Consider the following 18,748-nt stretch of genomic DNA (forward strand, 5'->3'; position numbering starts at 1 on the left):
GGGACGGGTGCGGTGGAGCGCCCGTCGTGGCGGCGAGGATGTCGGTGCTCGGCGGTACTGTGAAGACCGCCCGAAGCCGGGCAGACGTGCGCGGGACGACGGGACGGACATGCTCGCAAGCAAGGCACGACCGCAGATCCAGAAGGTGCTCGACCCGGTGAGCCAGTGGGCCGCCCGTTCGTCGATCTCACCGGACGTGGTGACGATCATCGGCACCGTCGGGGTGGCGGGCGCGGCGCTGGGTTTCTTCACCCGCGGCGTGTTCTTCCTCGGCACGATCGTGATCACCCTGTTCGTCTTCTCCGACCTGATGGACGGGGTGATCGCCCGGGCACGGGGGATGTCGTCGAAGTGGGGTGCCTTCCTCGACTCCACCTCGGACCGCGTCGGAGATGCCGCGATCTTCGGCTCCCTGGTGATCTGGTACGCCGGGGACGGCGACTCCACGCCGCTCGTGGTGGCGGCGCTGATCTGCCTGGTCGCCGGCTCGATCACCTCGTATGTCAAGGCGCGGGCCGAGAGCCTCGGCTTCACCTGCAACGTCGGCTTCGCCGAGCGCGGCGAGCGGCTGCTCACCCTGCTGGTCGCCGCCGGGCTGTACGGGCTCGGAGTGCCCTATCTGCTGCCGGCCGCACTGTGGTTCCTGGTCGGGGCGACGTCGCTGACCGTCGTCCAGCGCGTGATCCACGTCTACCGGCAGTGGGACCGCGCCGGTGATCCCCCTGGCCCGCGTGGCTCGCGTGGTCCGTCCGGGTCGTCCGGGTCGGGCGGACCGGGTGGGTCGCCGGCACCGGGCGCTCCGCTGCCGGGCGGCGGGCCGATGTCGGCCGGTGGGCCCACGGTGGCGATGACCGGCCGCGGCGTCCCGCGGCGGCCGTGAGCTCCGGGCGGCTGACCGATCTGGCCTACGCGCTGGGGTGGCGGGTCGTCCGGTTGCTCCCGGAGCGGCTGGCCGCGGCCGTCTTTCGGGCCGGCGCCGACCTCGCCTGCCGCCGGGGTGGTCGTGGTGTGCGGCGGCTGCGCTCCAACCTGGCCCGGGTCGCGCCGACAGGCACCGACCTCGACGCGCTGACCCGCGCCGCGATGCGCTCCTACGCCCGCTACTGGCTGGAGGTCTTCCGGCTGACCGATCTCGGCCTCGAGCGCATCGTCCGCCAGATGCGGCTGCTGGACCAGCACGTGCTGCGGGAGGCACACGCCCAGGGCCGTGGCACGGTGGTCGCCCTGCCGCACATGGGCAACTGGGAGCAGGCCGGCGCGTGGCTGGTGGCCAGCGGCATGCCGTTCACCACCGTCGCCGAGCGGCTGCGACCGGAGTCGCTGTTCGAGCGTTTCCTCGCCTTCCGGACCGCGCTCGGGATGGAGGTCATCCCGCTGACCGGCGGCGAGTCCCCGCCCTACGAGGTGCTCGCCGCGCGGCTGCGGGCCGGTGGCACGCTGTGCCTGCTCGCCGATCGGGACCTGTCCAGTTCGGGAGTCGCCGTGCGCTTCTTCGGCGCGACCGCGACGATGCCCGCGGGCCCCGCCGCCCTCGCCCTGGAGACCGGGGCGGTCCTGCTGCCGGTCACCCTGTGGTTCGACACCGACGGCTGGAGCGGGCGGATTCACGCGCCCGTGCCGCACAGCGACGTCGCCACGATGACCCAGGCCCTCGCGGACGAGTTCGCCCAGGGCATCGCCGCCCATCCGGCCGACTGGCACATGCTCCAACGCGTCTGGCGGGACGATCCGCCCTCGTCGTCGCCGACCCGCGCGCCGGCATCGTCGGCTCCGTGAGGATCGGGATCGCCTGCCCGTACACCTGGGATGTGCCCGGCGGGGTGCAGGTGCATGTGCGGGACCTGGCCGAGACGCTGATCGCGGCCGGCCACGAGGTCTCGGTGATCACACCCGTCGACGACGAACGGACCCTGCCCTCCTACGCCGTGGACGTCGGGCGGGCCCTGCCCGTGCGCTACAACGGCTCGGTGGCCCGGCTGCTGATGGGGCCGGTCTCCGCCGCCCGGGTGCGCCGCTGGCTGCGTGAACACGACTTCGACGTGCTGCACGTCCATGAGCCCAGCGCGCCCAGCGTCGGCCTGCTGGCCTGCATGCTCGCCGACGGTCCGATCGTCGCCACGTTCCACACCGCCAACCCGCGCTCGCGGTTTCTCACCGCCGCGCAGGGCGCGTTGCAGCCGTCGTTCGAGAAGCTGCGGGCGCGCATCGCGGTGTCGGAGGCGGCCCGTCGCACCCTGGTCGAGCATCTGGGCGCCGACGCGATCCTCATCCCCAACGGGGTGGCGGTGGCGGGCTTCGTCGGCGCGACACCGCTGCCCGGCTACGACGACGGACGCCCCACGGTGGTGTTCCTCGGGCGCATCGACGAACCCCGCAAGGGTCTGGACGTGCTGCTCGCCGCGATGCCGGCGCTGCTGGCCAGCGTCGCCGACGTCCGGCTGCTGGTCGCCGGCCCCGGTGACGCCGCGGGTCTGCGCGCCCGGCTGGACCCGCGGTTGCGGGACCGGGTCGACCTGATCGGCCTCGTCTCCGACGCGGACAAGCCCCGGGTGTTCGCCTCCGGCCAGGTCTACTGCGCGCCGAACACCGGGCAGGAGAGCTTCGGCATCGTGCTGCTCGAGGCGATGGCGGCGGGCACCCCGGTGGTCGCCAGCGACCTGGACGCGTTTCGCCGCGTCCTGGACGACGGGCGGGCCGGGCGGCTGTTCGAGGTGGGTGACCCGGCGCGGCTGGCCGAGGTCCTCGCCGAGGTGCTCACCGACCCGGGCGGCGTCACCGATCTGGTGCGCCACGCCCACACGGTCGCGCAGGCCTACGACTGGCGCACGATCGCCGAACGCATCGTCGGGGTCTACCGGATGGTCTCCGGCGACGGACGGGTGTCGGTCGCTTCCAGCTGACCGGGACCCCGGTCACACCGCGGCGTTGGCTACGCTGCGCGAGATGGATGCCCTCGTGGTGGTGGTTGCTCTGGTGGTGGCGATCGCGACCTATCTGACCTGGCTGGCGTTGCGCCTTGATCGGCTGGCCGCCCGGGTCGCCGACGCCCGCGGGGGACTGGTCACCCAGCTCGTCGCCCGGGCCGACGCCGCCGACGCGCTCGCCACGCGGTGCGCGCTGCCCGAGCTCGCCGACAGCGTCCGGCGGGCGCGGGCCGCCCATCCGGCGCTGCTGGCCGGCGGCCCGCTGGACGGCGGGGTCGAACTGGCCGAGAACCTGCTGAGCCGGTCCCTGCGCTCCGGTGAGGTCGCGGCGGCCGGACAGCTCTTTCCCACCGAGCTGCACGCGGTCGACAGCGAGGCCGCCCGGGTCGCGCTCGCCCGCCAGTTCCACAACGACGCCGTGCGCGACCTGCGGGCCCTGGCCGGGCGCCGGCTGATCCGGCTGCTGCACCTGGTCGGACGTCGGCCGAGCCCCACCTACTTCGAGATCGACGACGCGCTGCCGGTCCGGGGGGATCTGCCGGGCCTCGCCTCCTGAGCGTCGGCCCTGACCGGGCTGCCCCGCCCACGGCACCGATGGCCGACCGGACCGCGCCGTACGATGGGATACCGACCCACCCACACGGGAATCACCGGGCCGGGCAGCCGACCTCTCCCGCGGCGTCCGATCGGGCGCGGCGTGGACGACGGCGGTGCCGGCCCGTGTGTGGTGCCCGACTGGAAGCGAAAGCGACGGCACATCATGTCCGAGGCCCAGAGCGCCCCCAACAGCGGCTTGGCGGCCGACTCCCCCCGTGACGGCGACGCGGCTCGCCACGCCGGCACCGCCCGCGTCAAGCGTGGCATGGCGGAGATGCTCAAGGGCGGCGTGATCATGGATGTGGTCAACGCGGAGCAGGCGCGCATCGCCGAGGACGCCGGCGCCGTCGCCGTCATGGCCCTGGAGCGGGTGCCCGCCGACATCCGCGCCCAGGGCGGCGTCGCGCGGATGAGCGACCCGGACATGATCTCCGAGATCGTGGCCGCGGTGTCGATCCCGGTGATGGCCAAGGCGCGCATCGGGCACTTCGTCGAGGCCCAGGTGCTGCAGGCGCTCGGCGTCGACTATGTCGACGAGTCCGAGGTGCTCACCCCGGCCGACCCGCATCACCACATCGACAAGTGGAAGTTCACCGTCCCGTTCGTCTGCGGTGCGACGAACCTCGGCGAGGCGCTGCGCCGGCTCGCCGAGGGCGCGGCGATGATCCGTTCCAAGGGTGAGGCGGGCACCGGCGAGGTGTCCAACGCCGTGGTGCACATGCGCACCATCCGCGCGGAGATCGCCCGGCTCTCGGCCCTGCCGGCCGAGGAGCTGTACGCCGCGGCCAAGGAGCTGCGCGCCCCGGTCGACCTGGTCACCGAGGTGGCCCGGCTCGGGCGGCTGCCGGTCGTGCTGTTCACCGCCGGCGGCATCGCGACCCCGGCGGACGCGGCGCTGATGATGCAGCTCGGCGCCGACGGTGTGTTCGTCGGCTCCGGGATCTTCAAGTCCGGCGACCCGGCCCGTCGGGCCCGGGCGATCGTCGAGGCCACGACCATGTACAACGACCCGGATGTCCTGGTGAAGGTGTCCCGTGGCCTCGGCGAGGCGATGGTCGGCATCAACGTCTCCGAGCTGCCGCCGGCCGCCCGCTACGCCGATCGTGGCTGGTGAGCGGCCCGCGGATCGGCGTCCTCGCGCTGCAGGGAGATGTCCGCGAGCACGCGCGCGCGCTCGCGGCGGCCGGGGCCCGGCCGGTGGAGGTCCGCCGGGTCGCGGAGCTCGACGAGGTCGACGGCCTGGTGCTGCCCGGCGGGGAGTCCACCACCATCGGGCGGCTGCTGCGGGTGTTCGCGTTGCTGGAACCGCTGCGGGAGAGGGTGCTGGCGGGCCTGCCCGTGTTCGGCTCGTGTGCTGGCATGATCCTGCTTGCACGGGACGTCGTGGACGGCCGACCCGACCAGCCTCTGGTCGGCGGGCTGGACATGGTGGTCCGGCGCAACGCGTTCGGCCGGCAGGTCGACTCGTTCGAGGCGGACCTCGACGTCGTCGGTGTGCCGGGACCGCCGGTGCATGCGGTCTTCATCCGGGCACCATGGGTGGAAAAGGCAGGCGACACGGTCGAGGTACTGGCCCGTGTCGCCGAGGCGCCGGTGGCGGTCCGTCAGGGGTCGCTGCTGGCGACGGCGTTCCATCCCGAGCTCACCGGTGACTTCCGGGTACACCGGCTTTTCGTCGACATCGTGCGATCATCCGGATCAGGTCGGTGATTGCGAGTAAGAGGGGCAGGACATGAGCGGTCACTCCAAGTGGGCGACCACGAAGCACAAGAAGGCGGTCATCGACGCCCGGCGCGGCAAGCTGTTCGCCAAGCTGATCAAGACGGTCGAGGTCGCGGCCAAGACCGGCGGGGGAGACCCGGCCGGCAATCCGACGCTCGCGGACGCCATCGCCAAGGCGAAGTCCCAGTCGGTGCCGAACGACAACATCGACCGGGCGGTCAAGCGCGGCTCCGGTGAACTCGGCGGCGGCGTGAACTACGAGAGCATCACCTACGAGGCCTACGGGCCGGCCGGGGTGGCGGTGCTCGTCGAGTGCCTGACCGACAACCGCAACCGGGCCGCGTCCGACGTGCGGGTGGCGATCACCCGCAACGGTGGGACGGTGGCCGACCCGGGTTCGGTGTCGTACCTGTTCAACCGCAAGGGCGTCGTGCTGCTGGCCAAGCGGGACGGGCTGACCGAGGATGACGTGCTGCTGGCCGTCCTCGACGCCGGCGCGGAGGAGGTCAACGACCTCGGCGACGACTTCGAGGTCATCTCCGAGGCGACCGATCTGCACGCGGTGCGGGTCGCGGCGACCGACGCCGGGCTCGAGGTCAGCTCGGCCGACATCTCCTGGCTGCCGAGCGTGAGCGTGCAGCTGGACGCCGAGCCCGCCGCCAAGGTGCTCAAGCTGGTCGAGGCGGTCGAGGACCTGGACGACGTGCAGAACGTCTGGTTCAACGGTGACATCTCCGACGATGTCATGGAGCTGGTCACCAGCTGAGTGCGCCCGAACGCCGGGGCACACCGCCGGGGGCGTCCGATCGGCCGCGGTCGGCGTGTCGTGGATGTCGTGGTTGCGCCGCACGCCGTAGTATCGAACGAGTGTTCTCGCCGCGGTGCGCGTCCTCCCGCGGCGAGTTCCCTGCGGCGGGTTCTTCGGCGGTGGGATCCCAGCGGCGTGCGTACTCGGGAGGATGGATGCGGGTGCTCGGAGTCGATCCGGGGCTGACCCGGTGTGGCGTGGGAGTGGTCGACGGTGGCGTCGGCACCCGGGCCACCCTGGTCGAGGTCGGGGTGCTGCGCACCTCGGCCGGGGCGGATGTGGCCGATCGGCTGCGCGCCATCGCCGACGGGATCGACGCCTGGCTGGACCGCACCAGGCCGCAGGCCGTGGCAGTGGAGCGGGTGTTCAGCCAGGCCAACGTGCGCACGGTGATGGGCACCGCCCAGGCCGGCGCGGTGGCCATCATGCTGGCTGCCCGGCGGGATCTGCCGGTGGTGCTGTACACGCCCAGTGAGGTCAAGGCGGCCGTCACCGGCAGCGGCCGGGCCGACAAGGCACAGGTCGGTTTTATGATCACCAAGCTGCTCGGGTTGGCCGAGGTGCCGCGGCCCGCCGACTCCGCCGACGCGCTGGCGCTGGCGCTGTGCCACCTGTGGCGCGGCCCGGCCCTGGCTCGGATGCGGGCGGCCGCCGGCCCCGGGGGCACGCGGTGATCGCCTCGGTGTCGGGCACGGTCACCGCGCTGGGGCCGCTGTCCGCGGTCGTCGAGGTCGGCGGGGTGGGGCTGCTGGTCCAGTGCACCCCGGCGACGCTTGCGTCCCTGCGGGTGGGGGAGCCGGCCTCGTTGGCCACCACCCTGGTCGTGCGCGAGACGGAACTGACCCTGTACGGCTTCGCCATGCCCGACGAGCGGGACGTCTTCGAGGTCCTGCAGTCCGCGGCCGGCGTCGGCCCGAAACTGGCCCAGGCCGTCCTGGGCGTGCACGATCCCGACACGGTCCGGCGCGCCGTCGCCGAGGAGGACCTCAACGCCCTTACCCGGGTACCCGGCATCGGCCGCAAGGGAGCCCAGCGCATCGTGCTGGACCTGCGCGACCGCCTCGGCCCCCCGCGCGGTCCCGCGGCTGTGCCCGGCCCGCGGGCGGGTGCGCAGGCCCGGGCGGGCAGCCCCGGCGAGCATGGTCCCGGTGGCACGGTCGCGGCCTCGGTGCGGGAGGCCCTGGGCGGGCTTGGCTACTCCGCCCGCGAAGCCGAGGACGCCGTCGCCCGGGCGCTGGCCGCGCTCGCAGACCCTCCGCTCGCAGACCCTCCGCTCGCCGATCCCGCGGGCGACACTCCCACGGGCGACGCGGTCTCCGAGACCGCCATCCCCGTCTCCGAGCCTGACGCGGCGACGCTGCTGCGTGGGTCCCTCGCCGTGCTGCGCCGATGACGGCCCGCCGCGGGCCGTCCCGACAGTGGCCAAGCGCCTGCCCCGGCGGCGCGGATGGGTGAGCAGGGCCTGGTCTCGGCGGTCGCCAACGCCGAGGAACGGGCGTTCGAGGCGGGTCTGCGGCCGCACACCCTGAGCGAGTTCGTCGGCCAGGGCAAGGTTCGCGAACAGTTGACCATCATGCTCGAGGGCGCCCAGGCCCGCGGCACACCGCCGGATCACGTGCTGCTGTCCGGTCCGCCCGGCCTGGGCAAGACCAGCCTCGCCATGATCATGGCCGAGGAGCTCGGGGTTCCCCTGCGGATGACCAGCGGCCCGGCGATCGAGCGTGCCGGCGATCTCGTCGCGATCCTGACCGCGCTCTCCCCGGGCGAGGTGCTGTTCCTCGACGAGATCCACCGCATCGCCCGGCCGGCCGAGGAGCTGCTCTACTCGGCGATGGAGGACTTCCGGGTCGACGTGATCCTCGGCAAGGGCCCCGGGGCGACGGCGATCCCGCTGGCGCTCGCCCCGTTCACGTTGGTGGGGGCGACGACCCGCTCCGGGCTGCTCACCGGACCGCTGCGCGACCGGTTCGGCTTCACCGCCCACCTGGACTTCTACCGTCCCGACGAGCTCACCCAGGTGCTCACCCGCTCCGCCGGGCTGCTCGGCGTGCGGCTCACCCCCGAGGGCGCCGACGAGGTCTCCGGTCGCTCGCGGGGCACCCCACGGATCGCGAACCGGCTGCTGCGCCGGGTCCGCGACTACGCCGAGGTGCGTGCCGACGGCACGGTCACCCGTGAGGTCGCCGCCGCCGCGCTGCGGGTCTACGACGTCGACGGGCTCGGGCTTGACCGGCTCGACCGGGCCGTCCTGGAAGCCCTGGTCACCCGGTTCGGTGGCGGTCCGGTCGGACTTTCGACGCTCGCGGTGTCGGTCGGTGAGGAGACCGAGACCGTCGAGGACGTGGCCGAGCCGTTCCTGCTGCGGGCCGGCCTGCTGATCCGCACCGCCCGCGGCCGGGTGGCCACGCCGGCGGCCTTCGAGCATCTGGGTGTCGAACCGGTCAGTGACCCGCTTGGGCGCAGCCAGACGGCGCTGTTCCCCGACGCTGGCTGACCTGCCGCGGCAGCCTGGCGACGGCGCGTGCGGCGGTACAAACCGGACTCCCGGGCCCTGCCCACCGAACGCACCCGTTCGATACGTACGATCGCCGCAACAGTTCAGGAGGACGGGATGTGGGCGCGTACATGACGACGGCGGCGGGCAACAGCGAAGGTGGATCGATCGGCGGGTTTCTGCTCCCGTTGCTCCTCGTCCTCGTCGTGGTCTACATCTTCTCGATGCAGCGCCGCCGGGCCAAGGCCCAGCAGCAGGAGGCGTCGCGGATCGAACCGGGCACCCTGGTGGTGACCACCGCCGGTCTCTATGCCACCGTCGTCGAGCTGGACGAGGGCGACATCCTACTCGAGATCGCCCCGGACGTCGTCTGCCGCTTCAGTCGTAGCGCGGTCGCCCGCGTGCTGAGTTCCCCTGGCGACCAGGACGACCACGACCACGATCACGACCACGACGACCACGACGACCACGACGACCACGACGACCACGATCACCATGACCACGGTGATGGTGTCGGCGCACACGGTGCCGGCTCGACCGGCGAGGGCATCGGCGACACACCCGCCGCCGACGGAGCGGCGTCCGGCGAGACGCCAGCCGGTGGTACGCCAGCCGGTGGTACGTCGGCCGGTGGCGAGACGACCGGTAACGGCGACGTGGGAACGCCCGACCGGCTACGCAAGGAGCTGTGACCGCGGGTCGTCGTAGAACCGGGTGACGCACAGTCGCCGCGTCACCGCCAGGGGCTCGGAACGTACCCTCGGTGACATTCGTTCGGGTACGTTGAGCAACGCCGCTCCGGGCACGGCGAGGCGAACCAGCGCCGGTCAGCCGGTGCATGAGGAAGGGGCTCGCACGTGGCACGCCGCTCGGCACGGGTTTCCGCGGGAACCTCCGCATGGACCCGGCTGGGGATCCTCGGAGGGCTGTTCGCCCTGCTCTACGGCCTTATGGCCGTCACCGGCACCTGGACCCCCCGGCTCGGTCTCGATCTCCAAGGTGGCACGAGCGTCATCCTGACCCCTCGGGCCACGGGTGGCCAGTCGGTGAACTCCGGCGCCATCAACCAGGCTGTCGACATCATCCGCCAACGCGTCGACGGGCTCGGGGTCGCCGAGTCCGAGGTCCACCGCACGGGCAACCAGATCGAGATCTCGGTGCCCGGCCGTGGCCGCAGCGACGTCGTCGACCTCGTCGGTCAGACCGCCGAACTGCGCTTCCGTCAGGTCTACCAGGCCGATGCGGCCACCGCGGCGGCACCGACCCCGGCGCCGACGGCGACGCCGGCCCCCGGCGCGACCCCCGCCCCCGCGGGCAGCGCGACTCCCGCTCCGTCGGTGGCACCGACACCCAGCGTGGCGCCGGGCGCGGCCACCCAGCCGAGCCCGACCGCGACCCAGCGGCCCGCGGCCCTCGGTCTGCCGGGTGAGGGTTCGGGTCTCGCGGTGCAGGCGGTGTCCTTCTCCGCCCGGTCCGGTTCGACCGTGCTCGCCGCGCCCGCCGCCACCATCGCCCCCGCCGCCAGCACCGCCCCATCGGCGGCGCCCTCGGCCTCCCCTGCTCCGTCGACGACGGCCTCCCCGGCGCCCACGCAGGCCACCGATCCAGCCGCCGCCGCGGCCGCGCCGCCGGCCAGTGTCGTGGCCCAGTACACCGCGTTGACCTGCGCGCCCAGCGACGTGCGCCGCTCGGCGGCGAGCACCGACAAGGCGCAGGACTGGATCGCGGCCTGTGACCGCGACGGCACCACCAAGTACCTGCTGATGCCGGCGTCGGTCGTCGGCACGGACGTGAAGACCGCGTCCGCCGGTCTGCAGGGCGGTGGCGGCACCACGTCCATCAACACCGGGCAGTGGGTGGTGAACGTCGAGTTCACCGGTTCCGGCCAGGGCAAGTTCACCCGCCTCACCGAGCAGACGATCGGCAAGCAGGTCGCGATCGTGCTTGACGGCGTCGTCCAGTCGGCGCCGCAGACCAACGAGCGCATCGCCGGCACGGCCCAGATCTCCGGCTCCTTCAACCAGTCCGACGCCGATGATCTGTCCAACGTGCTGCGCTACGGTGCGCTGCCACTGGCGTTCGAGCGGTCCCAGGCGGAGTCGATCTCGCCGACCCTGGGTCGCGACTCCCTGCACGGTGGCCTGCTCGCCGGCGGGATCGGTCTGCTGCTCGTCATCGCCTACTCGTTCCTGTACTACCGGGCGATGGGCATCGTCGTGGTGGCCTCTCTGGTGGTCAGCGGCGGGATCATCTACGCGTCGGTGGTGCTGCTGGGCAGCGCGATCGGCTTCACGCTGACCCTCGCCGGCATCGCCGGTCTGATCGTGTCGATCGGTGTCACCGCCGACTCGTTCGTCGTCTACTTCGAACGAATAAAGGACGAGGTGCAGGCCGGTCGGACGGTGCGGGTCGCCGCCGACCGGGCCTGGCCCGCCGCGCGGCGCACAATGCTCGCCGCCGACACCGTGTCGTTCCTCGCCGCCGCGGTGCTCTACGTCCTGTCGATCGGCTCGGTGCGCGGGTTCGCCTTCACGCTGGGTCTGTCCACCCTGAGCGACGTACTGATCATGTTCATCTTCACCCGGCCGCTGGTAGCGCTGCTGGTGCGGCGCAGGCTGTTCTCCGTCAGTCGTTTCTCGGGACTGAGCCCGAAGATGATCGGCGGACGAGCCGCCGCAGTCCCGGTGGCCACCACCCGGGCGCGTCTGGCCAAGCGGCCGACGCCGGCCGGGCAGAAGCGGGAGAGCTGAGACGATGGCACTGCTCGCGCGGATCTACCGCAGCGACTTCCACGCGGACTTCGTCGGCCGCCGCCGGGCCTGGTACACGGTGTCCGGTGTCGTCGTCGCGATCTGCGTCATCAGCATGATCGTGCGGGGTTTCAGCCTCGGCATCGAGTTCTCCGGCGGCGCGGTGTTCCAGTTGCCGAGCAACGGCGGCACCGTCGAGCAGGTGGAGGACACGCTGGCGAACGCGGGGATCGACCCGTCCGACAGCGTGATCCAGCAGCTCGAGACGTCCCACCAGTTCCGGGTGCAGACCCGCACGCTCACCGATCAGCAGACCGAGCAGGTCACCAACGCGTTGGCGAAGCAGTTCTCGATCTCCGATCCGGACCGCAACATCGCCGTGTCGACGGTGGGCTCCTCCTGGGGTTCGACGATCACCAAGAAGGCGATCCAGGGTCTGATCGTCTTTCTCATCCTGGTCGTCATCTACCTGTCGGTGCGTTTCGAGTGGAAGATGGCGATGGCCGCGATGGCCGCGCTGGTGCACGACCTGATTGTCACGATGGGTGTGTACTCGCTGGTCGGGTTCGAGGTGAGCCCGTCCACGGTGATCGCAGTCCTGACCATTCTCGGTTTCTCGTTGTACGACACGGTGGTGGTGTTCGACCGGGTGCGGGAGAACACCGCGGGAATCGCGACGTCCACCCGGCGCACCTACGCCGAGTCGACGAACGACGCCCTCAACGAGACGTTGGTCCGTTCGCTGAACACCTCGCTGATCGCGCTGATCCCGGTCGCGTCGCTGCTGTTCGTCGGCGCCGGGCTGCTGGGCGCCGGCACGCTGAAGGACCTGGCGCTCGCCCAGTTCGTCGGTATCGCGTCGGGTACCTACTCGTCGTTGTTCTTCGCGACGCCGCTGCTGGTCGACCTCAAGCGCTCCGATCCCGCGGTGGTGGCCCTCGACGCGCGGGTCGCCCGCGATCGGGCCCGCCGGGCCCGCTCCGGCGAGGGCCTCGCCGCGGACACCTCCGGTGCCCAGGCGGCGCGGGTGGTCGGCCGTGGCCCGCGGGGCCTCGGCGACGGTGACGACGGTTCGGACCACCTGGACGGGCCCGGTGGTTCGGGGGCCGCGGGCCCGGGGGAGGGCCGAGACGGCGGGGCGTGGGGGGAGCCGGTGACCGCGGGCGTAAACATCGGCGGTGCGGCCCGTCGGCCGCAGCCAGGTGCAGCTCCGCGACGCGCCGGGCAGCGCAAGCCCGGGCGTCGGGGGCGTCCAAGCGGTAAGAAGCGACGGTAGGAAACGTCTGCCGGAGTGACACGAACAGGCCGGGCGGGTCCCGCGTACGGCGCCGGCTGTGCCGGACCGTCTGGAACACAGGCAGCGGACTAACCCGAAAGTGGGCGGAACGAAACGATGACAGGCATCGGCGAGGTAGTACCCCAGCGGTCCGCCACGAACGACGCGGCCGCCGACGTGCTGCGTAGCCACGTCCGGGACATCCCGGACTGGCCGCAGCCCGGCGTCGTGTTCAAGGACATCACCCCGCTGCTGTCGTCACCCACCGCGTTCGGCGTGGTGATCGGCGCCATCGCGGACATCGCGCGGGAGCGGGGTGCCACCACTATCGCGGGCATCGAGGCGCGCGGCTTTCTGCTGGCCGCCCCGGTGGCCGACCGGATCGGTGCCGCCCTGGTGCCGATCCGCAAGAAGGGCAAACTGCCCGGACCGATCCGCAGCGCCACCTACGACCTGGAGTACGGCAGCGCCACCATCGAGATCCACGCGGACGCGGTACCCGCGGGTGAGAGGGTGCTGCTGGTGGACGACGTGCTCGCCACCGGGGGCACCGCCGCGGCCGCACACGGCCTGCTCGTGGAGTGCGGCGCCGAGGTGGTCGCACTGACGGTGCTCATGGAACTGTCGTTCCTGCCCGGCCGCTCGCGGCTTGGAACACTGGATATTGTCCCACTTCTGGCGATTTGACCTAAATCGGCACTGGTCTGCGGAAGGCGGGGGCCGGTCCCGGGGTTACGCTCGTCAGAGCAGTCCCCAGTCTGGAGCGGCCCGTGCCTGAGGCAGCGCCGGTGACCACCGGAGCGTCGTCGTCCGCCTCGGCCCCCACCAGGGAGCCGAGGTCGGCGGCGACGCCCGCGCGCCCGGCGTCCGGCCGCGCGCCGGCGGCTCGTGAGCTCACGGGCCGTCAGCCGGCGGCCCTCGAGCCGGCGGCTCGCCCGTCGGTGGGCCCGGAGCTGGTGGGCCCGGAGTCGGGTGGCCCGGAGTCGGGTGGCCCGCATCCGGTGCCCGAGCGGGCGCCGGATGGTCCGTCCGAGGCGGCGACGCCCGGCAGCGGGCTCTCGGCCGGTGACGCGCCTGGCGGTGGCGCGTCCGGAGGGTCGCAGAGCGCTCCGGTCATCCCGCGGCTTGGGCACGAGTCGCCGCCGTTGCCGCGCCGGGTACGTGGTCGGCTCTCGCGGCTGTCCACCCACCGGGCCACGCCGTCGTCCACGCTGGACCCGGTGCTGCGGGGGTTGCTCGCCAACCATCCGCGGGCCGACATCGACCAGGTGCTGCGGGCCTTCGAGGTCGCTGACGCGGCGCACGCCGGTCAGGTGCGCTTCTCCGGCCATCCCTACATCAGTCATCCCATCGCGGTCGCGGGCATCCTCGCCGATCTCGGGATGGACACTCCGACGCTGTCCGCGGCGCTGCTGCACGACACGCTGGAAGAGACATCACTGACCGTCGACGTGATCCGGGAGACCTTCGGGGACCAGATCGCACTGATCGTGGACGCGGTCAGCAAACTCAACCGCGTGAAGGTCGGGGAGGCGGCGCAGGCGGAGACGATCCGCCGGATGGTCGTGGCCATGGCCCGCGACCCCCGGGCGCTGGTGGTCAAGCTCGCCGACCGGCTGCACAACATGCGTACCCTGCGGTTCCTGCCCGAACACAAGCAGGAGCGCAAGGCCCGGGAGACGCTCGAGGTCTATGCCCCGCTGGCCCATCGCCTCGGCATGAACTCGCTGAAGTGGGAGCTGGAGGACCTCTCCTTCGCCGCGCTGTACCCGAAGCGGTACGACGAGATCGTCCGGCTGGTCGCCGACCGCGCGCCGAGCCGCGACGTCTACCTCGCCGACGTGATCGGCCAGGTGCAGACCGGTCTGCGCGACTCGCGGATCAAGGCGGTCGTGTCCGGCCGGCCGAAGCACTACTACTCGATCTACCAGAAGATGGTGGTGCGCGGCCGGTCGTTCGACGACATCTACGACCTGGTCGGCATCCGCGTCCTGGTGGACTCCGTCCGCGACTGCTACGCCACGCTCGGCAACGTCCACGCGAACTGGAAGCCGATCCCGGGCCGGTTCAAGGACTACATCGCGATGCCGAAGTTCAACATGTACCAGTCGCTGCACACGACGGTGATCGGCCCGGAGGGCAAGCCCATCGAGTTGCAGATCCGCACCCATGCCATGCACAACCGGGCCGAGTACGGCATCGCCGCGCACTGGAAGTACAAGGAGGACGGGGTCGCCGTGCGTACCTCGGCCACCCCACGTCCCGGGCGGCGCCGCGGCGGCGCGGAGCCGGACCTGATGAGCTGGCTGCGCCAGGTGCTGGACTGGCAGCGCGAGAGCGCGGACCCCGGCGAGTTCCTCGACAGCCTGCGGTTCGCGGCGGAGACCGACGAGGTGTTCGTGTTCACCCCGAAGGGTGACGTCATCCCGCTTCCGGTCGGGTCCACCTCGGTCGACTTCGCCTACGCGGTGCACACCGATGTCGGCCACCACTGCGTCGGCGCGCGCATCAACGGCCGGATCGCCACGCTGGACACCCAGCTCGACAACGGCGACACGGTCGAGGTCTTCACCTCGCGAGCCCCGTCCGCGGGTCCCAGCGAGGACTGGCTGATGTTCGTCCGCTCGTCCCGGGCCAGGTCGAAGATCCGCCAGTGGCATGCCCGGGAGCGCCGCGAGGACGCGATCGTCGCCGGCCGTGACGCGATCGGTCGGGCGATGCGCCGCCATGGTCTGCCGCTGTCCCGGCTGATGAGCGGCGACGCCCTGCTGGGCCTGGCCAAGGACATGCGCTACCAGGATGTCGCCGCGCTGTACGCGGCGGTGGGGGAGAACCACCTGAGCGCGGCGTCCGTGGTCAGCCGGCTGCTGACGACCCTGGGCGGCCCGGAGGGCGCCGAGGAGGACGTCGGCGAGACCGAACTGCCGATCCGCACGCTGCGCCGTTCCGCCGCGGAACCCAGCGTGCTGGTCACCGGCGCGCCCGACGTGTGGACGAAACTCGCCCGCTGCTGCGCGCCGATGCCCGGCGACGACATCGCCGGCTTCGTCACCCGCGGTAAGGGCGTGTCGGTGCACCGCGGCGACTGCGTCAACCTCACCGGGCTGCGCGGCGGCCCACACGACCGGTTGGTCGAGGTCGCGTGGGCGGCCTCGTCGGGCTCGGTGTTCCTCGCCGTGATCCAGGTCGAGGCGCAGGACCGCACCAAACTGCTCTCCGACGTGACCCGGGTGCTGTCCAACCGGCACGTCAACATACTGTCCGCATCGGTCACCACGACCCGTGATCGTGTGGCGGTCAGTCGCTTCACCTTTGAGATGGGCGACGCGAAGCACCTCGGGAACATCCTGAGCGCGGTCCGATCCCTGGATGGGGTCTACGACTGTTTCCGCGTCACCTCGGGCGTACAGGCCTAGCCGAGAACCAGGCCTGGTAGTCCCGGGCCTGGACAGACCCAAGGGGGCGCCGTGGATGCAGAGACGGTAGGTGCGGGCTTTCCGGCCGGCGGCGGGCTGTCCCCCGCGCTGGCCAGATCGGACGCGGCCGACGACGCCTCCCGGGCGATGTCGGCCGCCCGCCAGGCAAGCGTGCGGCTCGCGTACCTGGCCCGGCGGATGGCCGCGCCGCGGATGTCGCAGGTGCCCCCCGAGCTGCGCGACATCGTCGAGGCCCATCGGGACTACCATCCCCGCGCCGACATCGCGGCCCTCGTGCACGCCTTCGGCGTCGCCGAGCAGCTGCACGCCGGACAGATGCGCCGCAGCGGTGACCCCTACATCAGCCATCCGCTGGCCGTCACCGCGGAACTCGCCGAACTCGGCGTCGACACGACCACCCTCATCGCGGCCCTGCTGCACGACACCGTCGAGGACACCGGCTACACCCTCGCCTCGGTGACCGCCGAGTTCGGGCCCGAGGTCGCCAACCTCGTCGATGGCGTCACCAAACTGGACAAGATGCGTTTCGGGGAGGCCGCCGAGGCCGAGACGCTGCGCAAGCTCATCGTCGCGCTGGCCCGGGACTACCGGGTGCTGGTCATCAAGATCGCCGACCGGCTGCACAACATGCGCACGCTCAACTTCATGTCCCCGGCCAAACAGCAGAAGATCTCCCGGGTGACGCTGGAGATCCTGGCGCCGCTGGCCCACCGGCTCGGCGTGAGCGTGATCAAACGCGAGCTCGAGGACCGGGCGTTCGCCGTGCTGCATCCCGCCGAACACGCCCGCATCGCCGCCGTCGTCGACGAGTTCACCGCCGCCGAGCAGAACAGCGGCGCCATGCGGGACATGGTGTCGCGACTGCAGTCCGGTCTCGCCAGCGCCCGGATCGACGGCGAGGTGGCCATCCGGGCCAGTCACCTGTTCTCCATCTACAAGCGGGCCCAGGAACGGGCACGGGCACCGCGGGACTACACGGACATCGTCCGGGTGCTCGTTCTCGTCGACGAGATCACCGACTGCTATGCCGCGCTCGGCGTGATCCACGCCCTGTGGCGCCCGGTGCCGGGCCGGCTGCGCGACTTCGTCGCGACCCCGAAGTTCAACATGTACCAGTCGCTGCACACCACCGTCGTCGACGATGACGGCCGCAGCATCGACATCCAGATCCGCACCGCCTCCATGCACCAGCTGGCCGAGACCGGCATCATCGCCCGTCCCGTCGGGGCCGGGGCCGACGGCGCCCGGCTGGAGGGCCTGTCCTGGCTGCACAGCCTGCTGGACTGGCAGGAGGACACCGTCGACTCGGACGAGTTCCTCGAGTCACTGTCGTCGGACCTGGAATCCGACGAGGTGCTCGCCTTCACCCCGAAGGGCCGCATGATCGCGCTGCCGGCCCGGTCCTCCCCGGTGGACGTCGCCTACGCGGTGCACACCGACATCGGCCACCGGGCGATCGGCGCCCGGGTCAACGGCCGGCTCGTCCCGTTGCACACCCGGCTGCGCAACGGTGACGTGGTCGAGATCCTCACCTCCAACCTCCCCGGCGCCGGCCCCTCGGAGGACTGGCTCCGCTTCGTGCGGACCTCCCGGGCTCGCGTCCGCATCCGTCGCCACCTGGCCCGGGCCCGGCGCACCTCCCCGTCCGGCTCCTCGTCGTCGTTCTCGTCCCCGACGGCCGGTGTGACCTCGTCCACCGGTGTCGGTACGTCCGGTGTCGGTACGTCCGGTGTCGGTTCCTCCGTGGGTAGGGCTTCGTCCTCGCCTTCGGCCGGGATGAGCCCGACGGCACGACCGCTCGGGTCCGGCGGGGCGATGTGGCCGGCGATCAGCGCCGGGAAGCCACCGACAGCCGGGACCGCTCCCCGCGCCCTCGACGGCGGCGAGACCGATGGGACCGTGGCGACCGATGGGACCGTGGCGACTGGTGCGAGCGTGGCGACCAGCGCGAGCGTGGCGACTGGTGCGACTGGTGCGACTGGTGCGACTGGTGTGACTGGTGTGACGGTGGTGGCTGGCGAACTCGGGGCGGCCGTCACCGGGCCGGGACGTCGTGGGAGCGCTGGCAGCCAGTCCGCCGTCGCCGACGACGGGACCGGCGTGCGGACGCCGATCCGGCTGGCGCGATGTTGCCTTCCGCTGCCTGGCGACACCGTCGTCGGCCTCACCACCCATGGGAACGCCGCAGCCCTGCATCGACAGGAATGTGCGAATGTGACCGATGTGTCGGCGGAGCGTGAGCGGGTGCCGGTGGCGAGCTGGTCCATGCCGCAGGTCACGATCTTCCCGGCGGAGATCGCGGTCGAGGCGTTCGACCGCTACGGGCTCCTGGCCGACATCACCGAGATTCTCTCCGAGACCTCGGTCTCGGTGCGGGCGGCCTCCACCACCACGTCGGACGACCGGGTCGCCCACGCCCGTTTCACCATCGAGGTCACCGGCCTGGAGCAGCTCGGCCGCATCCTCGCCGCGGTCCGTCACGTCGGCGGCGTGTACGACTGCTATCGCGCCTGCCAGACCCAGCCCCCGCCGCGCACCCCCCGGCCAGGCACAACCAGCCCGGTCGGCCCCGGCGATCCCACCACCACCACCACCACCAGCGGCTCCGGCTCCGCGTCGGCATCCTCCCGTTCCTCCCGCCCGCCCCGAACCTCCCGGTCGCTGCCCGGATCGGTGCCGATGGCCACCGCCCCGCGGGAACCCGAATCGACGGTGGGCTAGCCGCCTCGCCCGGCCCTCG

At 72.1% G+C, this 18,748-nt stretch carries 16 protein-coding genes; all 16 read left to right on the forward strand.

Annotated features, from left to right (window positions below; all coding sequences use genetic code 11):
- Window positions 1–109 precede the first annotated feature (109 nt).
- Window positions 110–880 carry a phosphatidylinositol phosphate synthase gene (pgsA, locus tag MXD61_RS21200; protein WP_248815199.1) on the forward strand — a complete coding sequence of 257 codons (771 nt, stop codon included), beginning with the start codon at window positions 110–112 and terminating at the stop codon, window positions 878–880.
- Window positions 877–1,776: a phosphatidylinositol mannoside acyltransferase gene (locus MXD61_RS21205; protein ID WP_248815200.1), complete on the forward strand. Its 900-nt coding sequence runs from the start codon at window positions 877–879 to the stop codon at window positions 1,774–1,776. Before pgsA ends, MXD61_RS21205 begins: the two co-directional genes overlap by 4 nt.
- A complete protein-coding gene (locus MXD61_RS21210) occupies window positions 1,773–2,900 on the forward strand; it encodes a glycosyltransferase family 4 protein (protein WP_248815201.1) in 1,128 nt (375 codons plus the stop codon). Before MXD61_RS21205 ends, MXD61_RS21210 begins: the two co-directional genes overlap by 4 nt.
- Window positions 2,901–2,943: 43 nt before the next feature.
- Window positions 2,944–3,480, forward strand: coding sequence for a hypothetical protein (locus MXD61_RS21215; protein WP_163548651.1), 537 nt, complete (start codon window positions 2,944–2,946; stop codon window positions 3,478–3,480).
- 204 nt (window positions 3,481–3,684) lie between these two features.
- Complete coding sequence (pdxS, locus tag MXD61_RS21220; protein ID WP_285223341.1) at window positions 3,685–4,635, forward strand: pyridoxal 5'-phosphate synthase lyase subunit PdxS; 951 nt, start codon at window positions 3,685–3,687, stop codon at window positions 4,633–4,635.
- Window positions 4,632–5,231 (forward strand): pyridoxal 5'-phosphate synthase glutaminase subunit PdxT, encoded by a 600-nt coding sequence (gene pdxT / locus MXD61_RS21225; RefSeq protein WP_163548649.1) that lies wholly within the window; start codon window positions 4,632–4,634, stop codon window positions 5,229–5,231. Before pdxS ends, pdxT begins: the two co-directional genes overlap by 4 nt.
- A 22-nt stretch (window positions 5,232–5,253) precedes the next feature.
- Entirely contained in the window at window positions 5,254–6,009 is a 756-nt protein-coding gene (locus MXD61_RS21230) for a YebC/PmpR family DNA-binding transcriptional regulator (RefSeq protein ID WP_163548648.1), read from the forward strand.
- A 197-nt stretch (window positions 6,010–6,206) separates the two neighbouring features.
- Complete coding sequence (ruvC, locus tag MXD61_RS21235; protein WP_163548647.1) at window positions 6,207–6,725, forward strand: crossover junction endodeoxyribonuclease RuvC; 519 nt, start codon at window positions 6,207–6,209, stop codon at window positions 6,723–6,725.
- Window positions 6,722–7,444, forward strand: coding sequence for a Holliday junction branch migration protein RuvA (ruvA, locus tag MXD61_RS21240; protein WP_248815202.1), 723 nt, complete (start codon window positions 6,722–6,724; stop codon window positions 7,442–7,444). Before ruvC ends, ruvA begins: the two co-directional genes overlap by 4 nt.
- A 54-nt stretch (window positions 7,445–7,498) precedes the next feature.
- A complete protein-coding gene (ruvB, locus tag MXD61_RS21245) occupies window positions 7,499–8,545 on the forward strand; it encodes a Holliday junction branch migration DNA helicase RuvB (RefSeq protein WP_248815203.1) in 1,047 nt (348 codons plus the stop codon).
- A 119-nt stretch (window positions 8,546–8,664) separates the two neighbouring features.
- Complete coding sequence (yajC, locus tag MXD61_RS21250) at window positions 8,665–9,237, forward strand: preprotein translocase subunit YajC (RefSeq protein ID WP_374629329.1); 573 nt, start codon at window positions 8,665–8,667, stop codon at window positions 9,235–9,237.
- Between the two features lie 165 nt (window positions 9,238–9,402).
- The gene (secD, locus tag MXD61_RS21255; RefSeq protein ID WP_248815204.1) at window positions 9,403–11,295 is read left to right on the forward strand and encodes a protein translocase subunit SecD; all 1,893 of its coding nucleotides are present in this window, start codon (window positions 9,403–9,405) and stop codon (window positions 11,293–11,295) included.
- Between the two features lie 4 nt (window positions 11,296–11,299).
- The gene (gene secF / locus MXD61_RS21260) at window positions 11,300–12,571 is read left to right on the forward strand and encodes a protein translocase subunit SecF (RefSeq protein ID WP_248815205.1); all 1,272 of its coding nucleotides are present in this window, start codon (window positions 11,300–11,302) and stop codon (window positions 12,569–12,571) included.
- Between the two features lie 117 nt (window positions 12,572–12,688).
- The gene (locus tag MXD61_RS21265; RefSeq protein WP_248815206.1) at window positions 12,689–13,258 is read left to right on the forward strand and encodes an adenine phosphoribosyltransferase; all 570 of its coding nucleotides are present in this window, start codon (window positions 12,689–12,691) and stop codon (window positions 13,256–13,258) included.
- A gap of 83 nt (window positions 13,259–13,341) precedes the next feature.
- Complete coding sequence (locus MXD61_RS21270) at window positions 13,342–15,987, forward strand: RelA/SpoT family protein (protein ID WP_308222810.1); 2,646 nt, start codon at window positions 13,342–13,344, stop codon at window positions 15,985–15,987.
- Window positions 15,988–16,038: 51 nt separating this feature from the next.
- Complete coding sequence (locus MXD61_RS21275) at window positions 16,039–18,729, forward strand: bifunctional (p)ppGpp synthetase/guanosine-3',5'-bis(diphosphate) 3'-pyrophosphohydrolase (protein WP_248815207.1); 2,691 nt, start codon at window positions 16,039–16,041, stop codon at window positions 18,727–18,729.
- Window positions 18,730–18,748: the final 19 nt, after the last annotated feature.

Source organism: Frankia sp. AgPm24 (assembly GCF_023243055.1).
Classification (GTDB): Bacteria; Actinomycetota; Actinomycetes; order Frankiales; family Frankiaceae; genus Frankia; species Frankia umida.